Origin of the sequence: Citrobacter sp. Cpo089 (assembly GCF_030332695.1) — a bacterium.
GTDB lineage: Bacteria > Pseudomonadota > Gammaproteobacteria > Enterobacterales > Enterobacteriaceae > Citrobacter > Citrobacter portucalensis.
The window spans coordinates 66,221-82,327 of the sequence record NZ_JAOWHJ010000066.1; the positions used below are offsets into that span (position 1 = coordinate 66,221).

Genomic DNA, 16,107 nt, shown 5'->3' on the forward strand with positions numbered 1-16,107 from the left:
TTATTAAGTCAGGGTAATCACGCCTATGAAACCTCGTCAGCGTCAGGCTGCCATACTGGAGCATCTGCAAAAGCAGGGCAAATGCTCGGTTGAAGAACTGGCCCACTACTTTGACACGACCGGCACGACCATTCGCAAAGACCTGGTCATTCTGGAGAACGCTGGAACCGTCATTCGTACCTATGGCGGCGTAGTATTAAATAAAGACGAATCCGACCCGCCAATTGATCATAAAACGCTAATCAATACGCATAAAAAAGAGCAGATTGCCGAAGCCGCCGTCCGTTTTATACACGATGGCGACTCTATTATTCTGGATGCGGGTAGCACCGTATTGCAGATGGTGCCGATGCTCACCCGCTTTAGCAATATCACCGTCATGACCAACAGTCTGCACATTGTTAACGCCCTTTCGGAGCTCGACAACGAGCAAACTATCCTGATGCCCGGCGGGACCTTTCGCAAAAAATCTGCGTCATTTCACGGTCAGCTGGCAGAAAACGCCTTTGAGCAGTTCAGCTTTGATAAACTCTTCATGGGCACCGACGGCATTGACCTCAATGCCGGCGTGACCACCTTTAATGAGGTGTTTAGCGTCAGTAAAGCGATGTGCAATGCCGCTCGCGAAGTGATTCTGATGGCTGACTCGTCAAAATTTGGGCGCAAAAGCCCTAATGTTGTATGCAGTCTGGAAAGCGTCGACAAGCTGATTACCGATGCGGGCATCGACCCTGCGTTTCGTCAGGCGCTGGAAGCAAAAGGGATTGAAGTGATCATAACCGGAGAAACCAATGAGTGATGCACTACTGAACGCGGGCCGTCAGACGTTAATGCTGGAACTACAGGAAGCCAGCCGACTGCCAGAACGCCTGGGCGATGATTTTGTCCGCGCCGCCAATACGATTATCCACTGTGAAGGCAAAGTCATTGTCTCCGGTATTGGTAAATCAGGTCATATTGGCAAAAAAATTGCGGCGACCCTCGCCAGTACCGGCACACCCGCCTTTTTTGTGCATCCGGCGGAAGCGCTGCACGGCGACTTAGGGATGATCGAAAGCCGTGATGTCATGCTGTTTATCTCCTACTCCGGCGGTGCGAAAGAGCTGGATCTCATCATCCCACGCCTGGAAGACAAATCCGTCGCACTGCTGGCAATGACCGGAAAACCGACCTCACCGTTGGGTCTGGCAGCCAAAGCCGTGCTGGATATTTCCGTTGAGCGCGAAGCCTGTCCGATGCGCCTGGCACCGACGTCCAGCACCGTAAATACGTTGATGATGGGCGACGCGCTGGCGATCGCCGTAATGCAGGCGCGCGGCTTTAACGAAGAAGATTTTGCCCGCTCACATCCGGCAGGTGCGCTGGGCGCTCGTCTGTTGAATAAAGTGCATCATCTGATGCGCCGTGACGATGCCATACCTCAGGTGAAGCTCACCACCAGCGTGATGGACGCGATGCTGGAACTCAGCCGCACGGGTCTTGGCCTGGTCGCGGTCTGCGACGATCAGTCACTGGTGAAAGGGGTCTTTACCGACGGCGACCTGCGCCGCTGGCTGGTTGGCGGCGGAGCGCTTACCACCCAGGTTAGCGAAGCTATGACTCAGAATGGCATTACGCTACAGGCGCAGAGCCGCGCGATTGACGCCAAAGAGATCCTGATGAAGCGTAAAATCACTGCCGCACCGGTGGTCGATGAAAACGGTAAACTCACCGGTGCTATCAACCTGCAGGATTTTTATCAGGCCGGTATTATCTAATCCTTCAGACCCAGACGTTTCGCCAGCCGGTGCAGGTTGGCGACGTCTGTTTCCAGCGCCCGCGCACTTGCTGCCCAACTGTGATTATTTTGCACCAATGCCCGGCGGATCATCTCCCGCTGGAACGACTCTGTTGCTTCACGCAGATTGTGATGTTGCGGGATCTCCGCAACAACTTCCGCCGCCTGCGAAGCCGGACCTTCGTCCTGCAGGGCAAAATGCTGCGTCTCCAGCACCACTTCATCACCTGCCCTGGTAGCCCTTGCCAGAACAACCGCCCGGTGAATGGCATGTTCCAGCTCGCGCACATTTCCGGGCCAGCCGTAATTCAGCAGATGACTACGCGCGCCGGGGCTTAGCACCACGCGGGAAAGACCCAGCCGCAGTCGGCATTGCTCGCAAAAATAGCCGGCCAGCAGCACCACATCTTCGCCGCGCTCGCGAAGAGGCGGTACAGAAAGGGGGAAGACGCTCAGACGGTGGAACAAATCCGCGCGGAAATTCCCGGCCAGCACCTCTTCGCGTAAATCACGGTTCGTCGCCGCCAGCACCCGCACATCCACACGCAGGCTGCGATCGTCACCCACGCGCTGAATATCGCCGTACTGCAATACGCGCAGCAGCTTAGCCTGTAGCGCCAGCGAGAGTTCGCCTATCTCGTCGAGAAACAGCGTCCCATTGTCGGCCATTTCAAACTTACCGCTACGATTGCTGATAGCCCCGGTAAATGCGCCTTTTACGTGACCAAACAGCTCACTTTCGGCTACGGTTTCCGGCAACGCCGCACAGTTCAGATACACCAGTGGATTCACCGCGCGCGGCGAACCTTCATGGATAGCTTTAGCCACCAGCTCCTTCCCGGTACCTGTTTCGCCGCTAATCAGCACGTTGAGATCGGACCCCGCCACAATCTCAATTTCTTTTTTCAACTGCATCATATTGGGCGACAGGCCAATCATCTGGGTTTCCGTCACCTGCTCAAAAGCCGTTGATGAGCCTGGCAGCATATTCTGGCTTTCCAGTTGTTCAATCAGCAGCGCATTGCTCAGCGCGCCCGCCGCCAGCGCGGCAATCAGCCTAAGCTCCTCATCGCTGAAAATATCGAACTGATCGGGCTCCATGCCATCCAGGGTTAACGCACCAATCAAATTTTGACCGGCGAACAACGGCAGCCCAATACAGGCATGCACTTTCAGACTCTCCTGCCCCGGAATCAGACCATCATATGGGTCTGGCAAATCGCTGTCGGCAGGGAAACGAACCACGTCTCCGGCGCGGGCAATCGCCTCCAGACGCGGATGCCCTTCCAGAGTAAAGCGTCTGCCGAGAACATCCTGCGCCAGCCCATCGATCGCCAGCGGAATAAACTGTCGCGACTCGTAGCGCAGCAGTGCCGACGCGTCGCACTCCAGCACCTGACGCAAAGTGGTTATCAGACGTTGAAAACGATCCTGATGTCCAATACCGCTTTGTAATTCAATGGCGATGCCCGCCAGCACGTCTACGGAAAAGCTCATGACTACCTCATTGTCATTTTGACAATTTATATTGTCATATTGACAATAAAATTAATAGTCATTTTGACTACCACCTAATAAGCAGAAAACAATAAAACCATTAAAATCAATAAAATAAAAAGTTGGCACGCAACCTGCAATAAGCAAAACATCTTTTTTAGAAAAACGCTGAATTAATTACTGAGGTTGCTATGTCTATTCTGGTTAAAAATAACATTCATTGGGTTGGCCAACGTGACTGGGAAGTTCGTGATTTCCACGGGACTGAATACAAAACGCTGCGCGGCAGCAGCTACAACAGCTATCTCATCCGTGAAGAAAAAAATGTCCTGATCGATACAGTAGACCACAAGTTTAGCCGTGAATTCGTACAGAACCTGCGCAGTGAAATTGACCTCGCGGATATCGACTACATCATCATTAACCACGCGGAAGAAGACCATGCAGGGGCGCTGACTGAGCTGATGTCCTGCATCCCGGACACGCCGATTTACTGCACAGCCAACGCCATTGACTCCATCAACGGGCATCACCATCACCCGGAGTGGAATTTCAACGTGGTGAAAACCGGTGATTCACTGGACATTGGTAACGGCAAACAGCTGATCTTCGTTGAAACGCCAATGCTGCACTGGCCTGACAGCATGATGACCTACATGACCGGCGACGCGGTGCTGTTCAGTAACGACGCCTTCGGTCAGCACTACTGCGACGAACGTCTGTTTAACGACGAAGTTGACCAGACCGAACTGTTCGAACAGTGCCAGCGTTACTACGCCAATATCCTGACGCCGTTCAGCCGTCTTGTTACACCGAAAATCACTGAGATCCTCGGCTTCAACCTGCCGGTCGATATGATTGCTACTTCTCACGGCGTGGTATGGCGCGACAACCCAACGCAAATCGTTGAGATGTACCTGAAATGGGCGGCGGATTACCAGGAAGACCGCATCACCATTTTCTACGACACCATGTCCAACAATACCCGCATGATGGCGGACGCCATTGCCCAGGGCATCAACGAAGTTGACCCGAACGTGGCGGTGAAAATCTTTAACGTCGCCCGTAGCGATAAAAACGAAGTTCTGACTAACGTCTTCCGCTCTAAAGGCGTGCTGGTCGGTACTTCGACGATGAACAACGTGATGATGCCAAAAATCGCCGGTTTGGTGGAAGAGATGACCGGCCTGCGTTTTCGTAACAAACGCGCCAGCGCCTTTGGTTCACACGGCTGGAGCGGCGGTGCAGTAGACCGTTTGTCCACGCGTTTGCAGGATGCAGGTTTCGAAATGTCGCTGAGCCTGAAGGCGAAATGGCGTCCGGACCTGGATGCGCTGGAACTGTGCCGCCAGCACGGCCGTGAAATCGCTCGTCAGTGGGCACTTGCTCCGCTGCCGGAAGCAACCGTGAAAGCAGCTTCCAAAGAAGAAGAGTGCGCTTGCGCCGCTGCGGCTGCCGCCGATCTTGGCCCTAGCATGCAGTGCAGCGTGTGCCAGTGGATTTACGACCCAGCAAAAGGTGAACCGCTGCAGGATGTCGCGCCGGGTACACCGTGGAGCGACGTGCCGGATAACTTCCTGTGTCCAGAATGTTCATTAGGTAAAGACGTCTTCGACGTACTGGCAACGGAGGCAAAATGAGCCGCGGAATTGTCATTATTGGTTCGGGCTTCGCCGCCCGCCAGTTAGTCAAAAATATCCGTAAGCAGGATGCAAATGTCCCGCTGACCTTGATTGCTGCGGACAGCATGGATGAGTACAACAAGCCCGATCTCAGCCATGTTATCAGTCAGTCACAGCGTGCAGACGACCTCACCCGCCAGTCGGCGGGAGAGTTTGCCGAACAGTTTAATTTGCGCCTGTTCCCGCACACCTGGGTAACCGACATCGATGCTGATGCCCACGTAGTGAAAAGCCAGGATCAGCAGTGGCAGTACGACAAGCTGGTGCTGGCGACGGGCGCTTCAGCCTTTGTACCGCCGGTTACCGGACGTGAGTTAATGCTCACATTGAACAGCCAACAAGAGTATCGCGCTTGTGAAACACAGCTGCGTGACGCCCAGCGGGTGCTGATTGTCGGCGGCGGCTTGATTGGCAGTGAACTGGCGATGGATTTCTGTCGTGCCGGTAAAGCGGTGACGCTTATCGACAACGCCGCCAGCATTCTGGCTTCACTGATGCCGCCGGAAGTCAGCAGTCGCTTACAGCATCGTCTGACCGATATGGGCGTACACCTGCTGTTGAAATCACAGCTTCAGGGGGTGGAGAAAACGACGCCAGGTATTCGTGCCACGCTCGATCGTAGCCGCAGCGTGGAAGTCGATGCGGTGATCGCCGCCACCGGCTTACGCCCGGAGACCGCACTGGCGCGTCGCGCCGGATTGAACATCAATCGTGGTGTCTGCGTCGATAGCTACCTGCAAACCAGCCACCCGGATATTTATGCTCTCGGCGACTGTGCGGAGATTAACGGTCAGGTGCTCCCGTTCCTGCAGCCGATTCAGCTGAGCGCCATGTATCTGGCGAAAAACCTGCTCGGCAGCAATGCGCCATTGAAACTGCCAGCCATGCTGGTAAAAGTCAAAACGCCAGAACTGCCTCTGCATTTGGCCGGGGAAACCCAGCGCCGCGATCTGAACTGGCACATCGCCGCCGAAGCGCAGGGAATGGTCGCCAGAGGGATGAACGACGAAGGCCAGCTGTGTGCATTTGTCGTCAGTGAAGACCGCATGAAAGAGGCCTTTGCGCTGCTGAAAACGTTGCCCGTGTAAGTCTGTGATGCCGGATGGCGCCGCTTCGCGTCTTATCCGGCCTACGACCTGCCCGGCAACGCTGCTACTGATTTATTAACCTCACGCACATGGATGTGCGTTGCCACTTGTCGGTATGCCCCGACATGTTTTTCTTGCCCCGCCAGTCCCGGGGCTTTTTTTATTTTTGCGCCAACGCTCGCGCCGCGGCAATCACGCCCTGCCCCAATGACAACCCGCCGTCGCCAGCCGGTAAACGCTGCGGGAACAATAAGGTAAAATCACGCAGATAAAACGCCAGCCGTGCCGACAATAAGCGGTTATGCATCACGCCACCACTGAATACTAACGTCTTGATCCCGCGCACTTCAGCCTGCTTTCGCATCAGAGTGGCAAACCCACACGCCAGCGCGTCGTGAAACGCCCATGCCCTTTCTGCTGGTTTGGCCTGCCAGTTCAGCCATTGCTGCCAAAAAACCGCTAAGTCCAGCTGAGTGTCATCAAGCGGCAGCGTGACCGGATGATCAACACCATCACATTGCGATGCCATCGCCTCAAGCGCACAAGCCGCTTCACCTTCATAACTCAATGATTCCGGTGCACATTGCAACGCGGCGGCAACGGCATCAAACAGTCGTCCGCACGATGACGCCAGCGGAGCGTTAATTCCCCGTTCAATCGCGCGCACCAGCACGTTCCAGTTTTGATGTTGCAGCACCGATGTTTCCGGATAACGCTGCCAGTCAGGAACAAAACGCAGGCACTGCGCGAGCAGATTACGCCACGGCTGTTTTGCCGCCAGATCGCCGCCCGCCAGCGCTACCGCCGGTAAGCCGCCAAGGTATTCGCATTCACGATAGTTGACCCGCAAACACTCTCCACCCCACAGCGCGCCGTTTTCCCCCATACCGATACCGTCTAGCGTCAGGGCAATCACATCACCGCCATTGAGCGGCCAGCCGTGCTCCGCAAGACACGCAGCGGCATGCGCATGGTGATGCAGCACCGTTTCAGTTGGCAGCTCCATTTCACTGGCCCACTGACTGGAAACATAGCCAGGGTGTGCATCATGCACAATACGCTGCGGCATAAAGTCATAAATGTTCTGGATCAGGCGTAGCGCATCACGCCACTGTTGCTGAATGCCGTCATCGCTGAGATCGCCCAAATGCTGGCTGATAACCGCCTGCTCGCCGCGCACCAGACAGAAAGTATTTTTCAGATCCGCCCCTAAGCACAGCATTGGCGGCACGTCGCGAAATCCTGGCGGTAGTGCGACCGCATCTGGCACATATCCTCGGGAACGACGCAGCATTTCCCCACTGTCGCGCACCACGGAGTCATCCATCCGCTGCACAATTTCGCGATTATGCAGCAGGAAACCGTCGGCAATGTCGTGTAAATCTTCCAGCGCCTGGGCGTTGGTAATGGCCGGAGGCCTGCCGCTGAGGTTGCCAGAGGTCATCACCAGCGGACAATTCATCTCTTGTAAGAGCAAATGCTGTAACGGATTCGCTGGCAGCATGACGCCAACCTCCGTTAACCCTGGCGCAATACCCTCGCTCAATGCAGCGACATAGCGTTTCTGCACCAGCACGATCGGCGCAGCAGGGGTAGTCAGCAAACGACGAGCGGGTTCAGGCAATCCTTCATCAGAGGGCAGCATCACTGCCAGAGGTTTCGCCGGACGGTGTTTGCGCAGCCTGAGTAGCGCTACGGCGTTATCATTTCGCGCATCGCACACCAGATGAAACCCACCAATGCCTTTAACCGCCACAATACCGCCTGCTTTCAGCCGCGATACCGCCGCCTGCAGCGCCTCTTCTTTCTCCGCTCGCTCACCCGCACAGAACCACTCCAGATGAGGGCCGCATGCCGGACAAGCCACTGGCTGGGCGTGGAAGCGACGGTCGTACGGATCGCGATACTCTTTGTCACATTGCGCGCAGAGTGGGAATGATGCCATTACGGTAAACGGACGATCGTAGGGCATGGCGCGGATAATCGTAAAACGCGGACCACAGTGGGTGCAGTTGATAAAGGGGTATCGGTAACGACGTTCGCCGGGGGTGTTCATTTCTACAAGGCATTCGGGACAGGTCGCGGCGTCCGGAACGATTTGCGTATTCATCGTACCGCCAGCACTTTGACGAATCGAGAAATCGGCAGGCTGCTGCGTCCAGGCGAATGGTTCGCTTTCAACGCTGTCAATGCGCGCCAGCGGTGGGCAGTGTTGATGCAACTGCGCAATAAATTCCGCTGGATCTTCCTGTAAGCGCACAACCACACCGTCACCGTCGTTACACACATCGCCATGCAGTTGTAAGCGCTGCGCCAGTTGCCAGACGTAGGGGCGAAATCCGACGCCCTGTACCTTACCGCGAATACGCAGCTGTACGCCGGAGTGGTTGTTTATTGTCATTAAGTCGTTCCCGCAGTCATCTATCCCGGTTTGCCTGATAGCGCTACGCTTATCAGGCCTACGTGGATGCGAACAGTAGGCCGGATAAGGCGAAGCCGCCATCCGGCATAAGTACTACCGTATTTTACGCGGATTTTCAGATATCAGAACAGCAAAGATGCGGTGGAATCCAGCGCAGCGCGACGACGTTTTTCCGCGCTCAGTTGCTCAAGCTTATTGCGATCCACATAAATCAGCGCGTGAGTCGGGCACACTTCCATACAGGCAGGACCGGCCTCACGATGGTGGCACAGGTCGCACTTATTGGCTTCCGCTTTTTCTGCACGGACGTTCAGACCCGCGCCGCTGTTACGCACAACCGGACGCACGACCACTTCCATTGCGCCGTAAGGACAAGCCACAACGCAGGTTTTACACCCAATGCAACGTTCCTGCATTACGTGGACAAAGCCTTTATCACGGCTGATCGCACCGTTCGGGCAGACGTTAGCGCACGGCGCGTCTTCACACTGGCGGCACAGCGTCGCCGTGGAGACATTAACGCCTTTGATGACGTGAATGCGGGGTAAAAAGGTTTCAGGGGTCAGCGATGCGCAGTCCTGGTTATCCTGATGGGATACCACGCAGGCCACTTCACAGGTACGGCAACCAATGCATTTATTGGCGTCTGCAATGATGAAACGGTTCATCAATTTCTCCAGCAATGACAGAATATCTGCCGAAACATACACAAATCGTGCCAGAATTTAATTTGCTGTTATTAAAGGAATTTTGTTTTGAAGTACGCAAGAAGGGTGTGTCATCGTCACTAGTGACGATGACAAATGACAGCCGTCAGCGCGAAGCGGGAGGCGCAACTGAGTCGCGCGCAATGAGTTCACCGGTGAAAGTTTTTGGCGGCGTAAACGCCCCGTCACCCAACATAAAGATCAGGCGCCCAATCGTTTCCTGAATCATTTCTGTTACCGGAATTTTAACGCTGGAAAGCGCCGGAATAGTGTATGGCGCGAGGGCGATATCATCAAAGCCAATCACCGACACCTGTGCGGGAACGCTCACACCATGCCCGTGCAACTGCTTCATCGCGCCGATCGCCATATCGTCATTGCTGGCCACCAATGCGGTAAAATTGACCTTGCGCGAAAGCAAAGTATCCACACCCGCAGCGCCGCAGGCTGGCGTCCATTTCCCTTTAACAATCAGATCATTATTTAGCGCGAGACCATGATGTGCCAGCGCGTCTTTATAGCCTGAAAGTCGCCCCACGCCGGTTGGCGAATCCATCGAGCCGGTAATAAAACCAATCTCTTTATGCCCGGCGGCAATGAGCTGAGTAACGGCGTTAAAGCTGGTCTGCTTTTGATCGCACCATACGCTGTGGCTACTGTTTTTCCGCAGGCGTCGATTAAGCACCATAATCGGCTGGCTGTGGGCATCGATGATATCGTCTATCTCATCCACGCTGAGAAAACGCGGATAAATCATAATCGCGTCACAGCGCAGGTCGAGCAGGTACTGGATCGCCTGGCGCTCTTCCTCAGCGCTGTGCTTACCGTCAGCCAGTAACAGCTGGCGTCCTTTATCTTCCGCCATCCGCGCGGTATGAAACAGCAGCTCGCTGAAATAGACGCCGTGATAAAGGGTATTCGTTACCACCAGACCCAGCGTCTGCGTGGTTTTCGCCGCCAGACTGCGCGCCAGCAAATTTGGGCGGTAACCACTCTCTTTAATGGCCTGAAACACGCGGTCTTTGGTTTCCTGGCTGACATAGCCGTTTCCGGAAAGCACCCGGGAAACCGTCGCTTTCGACACCCCGGCACGCTTCGCCACCTCCAGCATCGTGGTCATATTACTCATCCCTTTTCTCTCAATGTGACGCAGTGTACTTCACCGTTTTGCCGCTGTCCTTGCTGCTAAATCACAGACGCTGACATCTGGTGATCGGAGTCACAATTACAAAAAATGATCAAAATTAAACCTTGATCAATTAATGCAATTTAAACATGATTTTGTGGAACCGGTTTCCCATCTGCGTTTCATCAACTCAGAAAAGCGACCCACGTAAACGGATAAAACATAACGTACTCTACTGATAAAACAGGATTAAATCCGATGTCCAAGAATTATGCGGCGCTGGCGCGCTCCGTTGTGACGGCTCTGGGAGGCGTCAACAACATCACAGCAGTGACCCACTGTATGACCCGTTTGCGTTTCGTTCTCAAAGATGACTCGCTGGTCGACAGTGCTACGCTGAAAACCCTCACTGGCGTGCTCGGCGTGGTGCGTAACGAGAACCAGTGTCAGGTGATTATCGGCAACACCGTTTCGCAGGCGTATCGTGAAGTGGTCAGCCTGTTGCCTGCCAACATGCAGCCTGCTGAGCCGCAAATCAAACCCCAACTGACGCTGAAGCGGATTGGCGCGGGGATCCTTGATGCGCTGATCGGCACTATGTCGCCGTTGATCCCGGCGATTATCGGCGGATCAATGCTCAAGCTGCTGGCGATGGTTCTGGAAATGACTGGCGTGCTGGTGAAAGGATCGTCCACGCTCACCATTCTGACCGTTATCGGTGACGGCGCATTCTTCTTCCTGCCGCTGATGGTCGCCGCGTCGGCCGCTATCAAATTCAAAACCAACATGTCGCAGGCTATCGCCATCGCGGGCGTACTGGTGCATCCCAGCTTTATCGACCTGATGGCGAAGGCCGCGCAGGGTGAGCACGTTGAGTTTGCCCTGATCCCGGTGACGGCGGTGAAATACACCTACACGGTGATCCCGGCGCTGGTCATGACCTGGTGCTTGTCATACATCGAACGTTGGGTCGATCGTATAACTCCGGCGGTGACCAAAAACTTCCTCAAACCGATGCTGATCGTGCTGATCGCCGCCCCGCTAGCCATCGTCATCATTGGCCCGATCGGTATCTGGATCGGTAGCGCGATTTCAGCGCTGGTCTATACCATCCACGGCTATCTCGGCTGGCTGTCGGTAGCCATTATGGGCGCGCTGTGGCCGCTGCTGGTAATGACCGGTATGCACCGTGTCTTTACGCCAACCATTATTCAGACCATTGCCGAAACCGGAAAAGAAGGCATGGTAATGCCATCGGAAATTGGCGCCAATTTGTCGTTAGGTGGTTCATCGCTGGCAGTGGCATGGAAAACCAAAAACCCGGAGCTGCGCCAGACGGCGTTAGCGGCCGCCGCCTCAGCCATCATGGCGGGCATTTCCGAACCCGCGCTGTATGGCGTGGCAATCCGCCTGAAACGTCCGCTGATTGCGAGCCTTATCAGCGGTTTTATCTGCGGTGCTGTTGCCGGAATGGCCGGGCTTGCAAGCCACTCCATGGCGGCTCCAGGTCTGTTCACCAGCGTCCAGTTTTTCGATCCGGCCAATCCGATGACCATCGTTTGGGTATTTGGCGTGATGGCGCTGGCGGTAGTGCTTTCTTTTGTACTAACGCTGATTCTCGGCTTTGAAGATATTCCTGTCGAAGATGCAGCCGCGCAGGCCAGAAAAAACCAGGCCGCACAACCGGGCAATATCAATGGAGCCAGCATTTGACTGGTATGAACTGAGGTTAATTATGTCTGTTTTTCCGCAAGGATTTTTATGGGGCGGCGCACTGGCCGCCAACCAGTCTGAAGGGGCATACCGGGAAGGCGGCAAAGGGCTGACTACCGTCGATATGATCCCCCACGGCACACACCGCATGCCCGTCAAACTGGGTCAGGAAAAGCGCTTTACGCTGCGGGATGACGAATTTTATCCCAGCCATCAGGCGATCGACTTTTATCATCGCTATAAAGCAGATATCGCGCTGATGGCGGAAATGGGGTTTACGGTTTTTCGTACTTCCATTGCCTGGAGCCGCCTCTACCCTAACGGCGACGAGCTGACGCCGAATGAAGACGGAATCGCGTTTTATCGGGCCGTGTTTGCCGAGTGTAAAAAATACGGTATTGAGCCATTAGTCACGCTGTGTCACTTCGATGTGCCTATGCATCTGGTCACTGAGTACGGCTCCTGGCGTAACCGCAAAATGGTGGAGTTCTTTACCCGCTACGCCCGTACCTGCTTCGAGGCCTTTGACGGTCTGGTGAAGTACTGGCTGACGTTCAACGAAATCAACATCATGCTGCACAGCCCCTTTTCAGGCGCCGGGCTGGTATTTGAAGAAGGTGAAAATCAGGATCAGGTGAAATATCAGTCCGCTCACCACGAACTGATAGCCAGCGCCCTTGCGACTAAAATAGCCCATGAAATTAATCCGCAAAACCTGGTCGGTTGTATGCTGGCTGGCGGTAATTTTTATCCTTACTCGTGTAAGCCGGAAGATGTGTGGGCCGCACTGGAAAAAGACCGTGAAAACCTGTTCTTTATTGATGTGCAGGCGCGCGGGGCCTACCCGGCTTACTCTGCCCGCGTGTTTCGCGAAAAAGGCGTGGTAATCGAAAAAGCCCCGGAAGACGACGACATCCTGAAAAACACCGTCGATTTCATCTCGTTCAGCTATTACGCATCGCGCTGCGCCTCCGCTGAAATGAACACGGGCAATACCAGTGCTGCCAACGTGGTGAAGTCGCTGCGTAATCCGTACATTGCCGCCAGCGAATGGGGCTGGGGAATCGATCCGCTCGGCCTGCGCATCACCATGAATATGATGTATGACCGCTACCAGAAACCGCTGTTTCTGGTGGAAAACGGGCTGGGAGCGAAAGATGAAATCGATGCTAACGGTGAGATCAATGACGACTATCGCATCAGCTATTTACGCGAACATATTCGCGCCATGGCAGACGCGATTGAAGATGGCGTGCCGCTGATGGGTTACACCACCTGGGGCTGTATCGATCTGGTTTCTGCCTCAACCGGTGAGATGAGCAAACGCTACGGTTTTGTGTATGTTGACCGCGATGATGCGGGCAACGGCACGCTGGCACGTACACGCAAGAAATCATTCTGGTGGTACAAAAAAGTCATCGCCAGTAACGGTGCCGATCTGGCATGACGGATCTGCCGGAGGGGGTTACAGCCTTCCGGCAAAAGTACATATTTTCATTTCATTTATTACATTCCGGATTTGGAATCGTCCTTCCAGTTTCACGTTTGCCCTCCCCCTTTTTTACTGGCATTTTATTCAGTAGTTTTTAATCCTGGCCATTCACCACAAGGAAGCGTGCATGTTTGATAAAAAGGGCAAAACAGCGGTGGCAATCACCAAACCGGTACGTCGCTTGAAAGTCAGCTATGTCAGAAAACGCCATGAAGATCCCAAAACGGGTTATACGCGACGAATCAGTCGTCACGCCTCGCTCACGCTGAACGGCGACTGGCTGGAACAAGCTGGATTTCCGACCGGTACGGCAGTGAATGTATCAGTGATGCAGGGGAAGTTAATTATTGAGCAGGCAATTGAATGACGAGGATACACTGGGAAAACAGGCCGGATGTCGTTCACATCCGGCACTGATATGGTTTACTCTTCTGGCGCTTCCAGCTCGGAGAATCCACCGTGTCCTTCCCAACCGGCTAATCGCTGATAGACGGTATCAACCGCATCTTTGATCGGATGTGTCATCGGGTAGTAAAAACCGACGATGTCCGGTTGAATGCCGAGGAAAATTACCTCACCAACATCGTCTTTCAGCTGATCTACCAGGTAGTTCAGCGGCATGTTGTGGGTGGTCATCATGAACATCTCGGCAATATCATCGGGATCGATAATGCGGATTTCGCCTGGGTTCAGCCCCATATCGGTGGCATCAACAATCAACAAACGTTGCGGGCGCAGCTCGCGGATGGCGACAATATCGTTCTCCGGCGCGCTACCGCCGTCGATGACAACCCAGTTGCCTTGAGGATTTGCAGCACACATTTCAGCCAGCAGCGGGCCCGCGCCGTCATCGCCCATCATGCTGTTACCCACACATAATAAAACGTCAGTCACGGTGTCTCCTCACCATCAGATAGATGGCGCTTTCCTGGTGTATGTCGTGCAGCATGCTAAGCATCAGCTTGCTCCACTCCTGCTGCTGCGGGGTCTGCACGGCACGCGCATCATCGAACGCGCGCGCCAGCATTTGCACATGGTTGAAATCGATAACGATCTCGCCGTATTTTGGCACGCCTTCCATTTTCCGGCGGGCTTCGCTTCCCTCAGCAAGGGTAGCAATCCATGCCAGATATTCGTCCCATGGACAAGTTAACGCCGCTTCCAGGCAATCGATGATCCCAAGGTGGTGACCAATCGCCAGGCTGTAATAGACAACCTGCTGCGCCTCAGCGGGCGTCGCATCGTTCTCATCAATAAACTTACGGCTCAGTTGACTGAACACCACCGTTTCACTCATCGGATACGCGCCTCTTCGACAACATGATTAAGATGCGTGACGATCTCGGTCAGACGCGGATCGTTTTCCGCTTCCAGCCAGCGCGCCACCTGATGCTCGCCCTGCCCTAACTGCGTCATATAGTCATCAGCAATCTGGCGACCATAGCGGTATCCCGCCAGACGGCGAGCCTCGCGATCCACTTTCACGCGCAGCGGCTGAACCATGTCCGGATGCAGAATTTCCGCCGGCTGTTCGTCCAGTTCACCCGGCGCACGCGCGTGAATTTTTTGCTCCAGCAGACCCAGCGCCATGGCAAAACCGTACAGCGTTGCCGCAGGCGTCGGCGGACAGCCAGGAATATACACGTCCACCGGTACGATTTTGTCCGTGCCGCCCCATACGCAGTATAAGTCGTGGAAGATACCGCCGCTGTTACCGCAGGCACCGTAAGAGATACAAATTTTCGGATCTGGCGCAGACTGCCAGGCACGCAGCGCCGGAGAGCGCATGGCACGAGTTACCGCGCCGGTAAACAGCAGAATATCCGCATGGCGCGGTGACGGTACGACTTTGATGCCAAAACGTTCGGCATCAAACAGCGGAGAAAGCGTGGCAAAGATTTCGATTTCGCAACCGTTGCAGCCGCCGCAGTCCACGCGGTAAACATACGCTGAACGCTTAATGCTTTTCAGCAGCGACGCTTTCATGCTGGCAATGGATTCATCCACCGTCATCGGTACCGGAATACCGTTGGCGTCACGTGGGCCTAATAAATTGCTCATCAGCTGGCCTCTTTCATATGGCGAGTCAGTTCAATACGGTCAGACGGCACCAGACATTTCTGGCGCTTACAGTCCGGGCAGGTCTCAAAGCTTTCACGGTGATTTTCCGCGCGGGTATCACCGTTGTGCTTAAGCAGCGCAATGGCGTAATCAATCTCTTTTTGCACCGCAAACGGACGGTTACATACGCGGCAATTGCACAGCCCAAAACGAGACTGCTGCAGGAAATCATCTTTCTTCAACACCGCCAGCTCATACTCCTGCGACAGCTTGATTGCCGCTGTCGGGCAGACTTCTTCGCAGCGGGCGCAGAAAATGCAGCGCCCAAGGTTGAACTGCCACGCCAGCTCATTGGTGACCAGATCAGTTTCTACCGTCAGCGCGTTCGACGGGCACGCATTCACACAGGCCGCACAGCCGATGCACTGCTGCGGATTATGTTCCGGTTTGCCACGGAAGTTTTTATCGACCGCAATCGGCTCCAGCGGATACGACGACGTCGGCGCCCCGGTTTTGATGACTTTTTTGATAAAGGTAAACAT

Annotated in this window: 15 protein-coding genes; 7 read left to right on the forward strand and 8 right to left on the reverse strand. The window is 54.6% G+C overall.

What is annotated here, in order from left to right:
- Positions 1 to 25: 25 nt before the first annotated feature.
- Together srlR and gutQ are read left to right on the forward strand one after the other, a co-directional pair.
- Positions 26 to 799: a glucitol operon DNA-binding transcriptional repressor SrlR gene (gene srlR / locus OGX92_RS15605; RefSeq protein ID WP_003037350.1), complete on the forward strand. Its 774-nt coding sequence runs from the start codon at positions 26 to 28 to the stop codon at positions 797 to 799.
- Positions 792 to 1,757 carry an arabinose-5-phosphate isomerase GutQ gene (gutQ, locus tag OGX92_RS15610; RefSeq protein WP_003825938.1) on the forward strand — a complete coding sequence of 322 codons (966 nt, stop codon included), beginning with the start codon at positions 792 to 794 and terminating at the stop codon, positions 1,755 to 1,757. The genes srlR and gutQ overlap by 8 nt, the downstream gene beginning before the upstream one ends.
- Here the strand turns inward: gutQ and norR are convergent.
- A complete protein-coding gene (norR, locus tag OGX92_RS15615; RefSeq protein ID WP_191222227.1) occupies positions 1,754 to 3,274 on the reverse strand; it encodes a nitric oxide reductase transcriptional regulator NorR in 1,521 nt (506 codons plus the stop codon). The two genes, gutQ and norR, sit on opposite strands and share 4 nt — an antisense overlap.
- Before the next feature lie 191 nt (positions 3,275 to 3,465).
- Between norR and norV the strand changes: the two genes are divergently transcribed.
- Both norV and norW read left to right on the forward strand, forming a co-directional pair.
- Positions 3,466 to 4,914 (forward strand): anaerobic nitric oxide reductase flavorubredoxin, encoded by a 1,449-nt coding sequence (norV, locus tag OGX92_RS15620; RefSeq protein ID WP_003825935.1) that lies wholly within the window; start codon positions 3,466 to 3,468, stop codon positions 4,912 to 4,914.
- Complete coding sequence (norW, locus tag OGX92_RS15625; protein ID WP_286586769.1) at positions 4,911 to 6,044, forward strand: NADH:flavorubredoxin reductase NorW; 1,134 nt, start codon at positions 4,911 to 4,913, stop codon at positions 6,042 to 6,044. The genes norV and norW overlap by 4 nt, the downstream gene beginning before the upstream one ends.
- A 160-nt stretch (positions 6,045 to 6,204) precedes the next feature.
- Here the strand turns inward: norW and hypF are convergent, their stop codons facing one another.
- The 3 genes from hypF to OGX92_RS15640 form a co-directional block, all read right to left on the reverse strand.
- Complete coding sequence (hypF, locus tag OGX92_RS15630; RefSeq protein WP_286586772.1) at positions 6,205 to 8,445, reverse strand: carbamoyltransferase HypF; 2,241 nt, start codon at positions 8,443 to 8,445, stop codon at positions 6,205 to 6,207.
- Positions 8,446 to 8,588: 143 nt separating this feature from the next.
- A complete protein-coding gene (hydN, locus tag OGX92_RS15635; RefSeq protein ID WP_003037366.1) occupies positions 8,589 to 9,134 on the reverse strand; it encodes an electron transport protein HydN in 546 nt (181 codons plus the stop codon).
- A gap of 145 nt (positions 9,135 to 9,279) precedes the next feature.
- Entirely contained in the window at positions 9,280 to 10,293 is a 1,014-nt protein-coding gene (locus OGX92_RS15640; protein WP_286586774.1) for a LacI family DNA-binding transcriptional regulator, read from the reverse strand.
- 264 nt (positions 10,294 to 10,557) lie between these two features.
- Here OGX92_RS15640 and ascF point away from each other — a divergent pair, with 264 nt between their 5' ends.
- From ascF to OGX92_RS15655, 3 genes are all read left to right on the forward strand, one after another.
- Positions 10,558 to 12,012 (forward strand): PTS cellobiose/arbutin/salicin transporter subunit IIBC, encoded by a 1,455-nt coding sequence (gene ascF, locus OGX92_RS15645; RefSeq protein WP_286586776.1) that lies wholly within the window; start codon positions 10,558 to 10,560, stop codon positions 12,010 to 12,012.
- Between the two features lie 22 nt (positions 12,013 to 12,034).
- Positions 12,035 to 13,459, forward strand: a complete 1,425-nt coding sequence (locus OGX92_RS15650; RefSeq protein WP_286586788.1) for a 6-phospho-beta-glucosidase — start codon at positions 12,035 to 12,037, stop codon at positions 13,457 to 13,459.
- A gap of 172 nt (positions 13,460 to 13,631) precedes the next feature.
- Positions 13,632 to 13,871 (forward strand): SymE family type I addiction module toxin, encoded by a 240-nt coding sequence (locus OGX92_RS15655; protein ID WP_008785630.1) that lies wholly within the window; start codon positions 13,632 to 13,634, stop codon positions 13,869 to 13,871.
- A gap of 56 nt (positions 13,872 to 13,927) precedes the next feature.
- Here OGX92_RS15655 and hycI read toward each other — a convergent pair whose 3' ends face one another.
- Genes hycI through OGX92_RS15675 form a run of 4 tightly spaced genes read right to left on the reverse strand, consistent with a single transcriptional unit; the run spans position 13,928 to position 16,107 of the window.
- Positions 13,928 to 14,398 carry a hydrogenase maturation peptidase HycI gene (gene hycI / locus OGX92_RS15660; protein WP_149334875.1) on the reverse strand — a complete coding sequence of 157 codons (471 nt, stop codon included), beginning with the start codon at positions 14,396 to 14,398 and terminating at the stop codon, positions 13,928 to 13,930.
- Positions 14,391 to 14,801 (reverse strand): formate hydrogenlyase maturation HycH family protein, encoded by a 411-nt coding sequence (locus OGX92_RS15665; protein ID WP_003037385.1) that lies wholly within the window; start codon positions 14,799 to 14,801, stop codon positions 14,391 to 14,393. Before OGX92_RS15665 ends, hycI begins: the two co-directional genes overlap by 8 nt.
- The gene (hycG, locus tag OGX92_RS15670) at positions 14,798 to 15,565 is read right to left on the reverse strand and encodes a formate hydrogenlyase subunit HycG (RefSeq protein WP_003037388.1); all 768 of its coding nucleotides are present in this window, start codon (positions 15,563 to 15,565) and stop codon (positions 14,798 to 14,800) included. The genes OGX92_RS15665 and hycG overlap by 4 nt, the downstream gene beginning before the upstream one ends.
- Positions 15,565 to 16,107 (reverse strand): formate hydrogenlyase complex iron-sulfur subunit, encoded by a 543-nt coding sequence (locus tag OGX92_RS15675; protein ID WP_286586778.1) that lies wholly within the window; start codon positions 16,105 to 16,107, stop codon positions 15,565 to 15,567. The genes hycG and OGX92_RS15675 overlap by 1 nt, the downstream gene beginning before the upstream one ends.

Bases quoted from the DNA above. Each gene is read 5' to 3' on its own strand.
- norW (WP_286586769.1), top strand. From the start codon at position 4,911: ATGAGCCGCGGAATTGTCATTATTGGTTCGGGCTTCGCCGCCCGCCAG.
- hydN (WP_003037366.1), bottom strand. From the start codon at position 9,134: ATGAACCGTTTCATCATTGCAGACGCCAATAAATGCATTGGTTGCCGT.
- norR (WP_191222227.1), bottom strand. From the start codon at position 3,274: ATGAGCTTTTCCGTAGACGTGCTGGCGGGCATCGCCATTGAATTACAA.
- hypF (WP_286586772.1), bottom strand. From the start codon at position 8,445: ATGACAATAAACAACCACTCCGGCGTACAGCTGCGTATTCGCGGTAAG.
- OGX92_RS15650 (WP_286586788.1), top strand. From the start codon at position 12,035: ATGTCTGTTTTTCCGCAAGGATTTTTATGGGGCGGCGCACTGGCCGCC.
- OGX92_RS15675 (WP_286586778.1), bottom strand. From the start codon at position 16,107: ATGTTTACCTTTATCAAAAAAGTCATCAAAACCGGGGCGCCGACGTCG.
- OGX92_RS15640 (WP_286586774.1), bottom strand. From the start codon at position 10,293: ATGACCACGATGCTGGAGGTGGCGAAGCGTGCCGGGGTGTCGAAAGCG.
- norV (WP_003825935.1), top strand. From the start codon at position 3,466: ATGTCTATTCTGGTTAAAAATAACATTCATTGGGTTGGCCAACGTGAC.
- gutQ (WP_003825938.1), top strand. From the start codon at position 792: ATGAGTGATGCACTACTGAACGCGGGCCGTCAGACGTTAATGCTGGAA.
- OGX92_RS15655 (WP_008785630.1), top strand. From the start codon at position 13,632: ATGTTTGATAAAAAGGGCAAAACAGCGGTGGCAATCACCAAACCGGTA.
- hycG (WP_003037388.1), bottom strand. From the start codon at position 15,565: ATGAGCAATTTATTAGGCCCACGTGACGCCAACGGTATTCCGGTACCG.
- ascF (WP_286586776.1), top strand. From the start codon at position 10,558: ATGTCCAAGAATTATGCGGCGCTGGCGCGCTCCGTTGTGACGGCTCTG.
- srlR (WP_003037350.1), top strand. From the start codon at position 26: ATGAAACCTCGTCAGCGTCAGGCTGCCATACTGGAGCATCTGCAAAAG.
- OGX92_RS15665 (WP_003037385.1), bottom strand. From the start codon at position 14,801: ATGAGTGAAACGGTGGTGTTCAGTCAACTGAGCCGTAAGTTTATTGAT.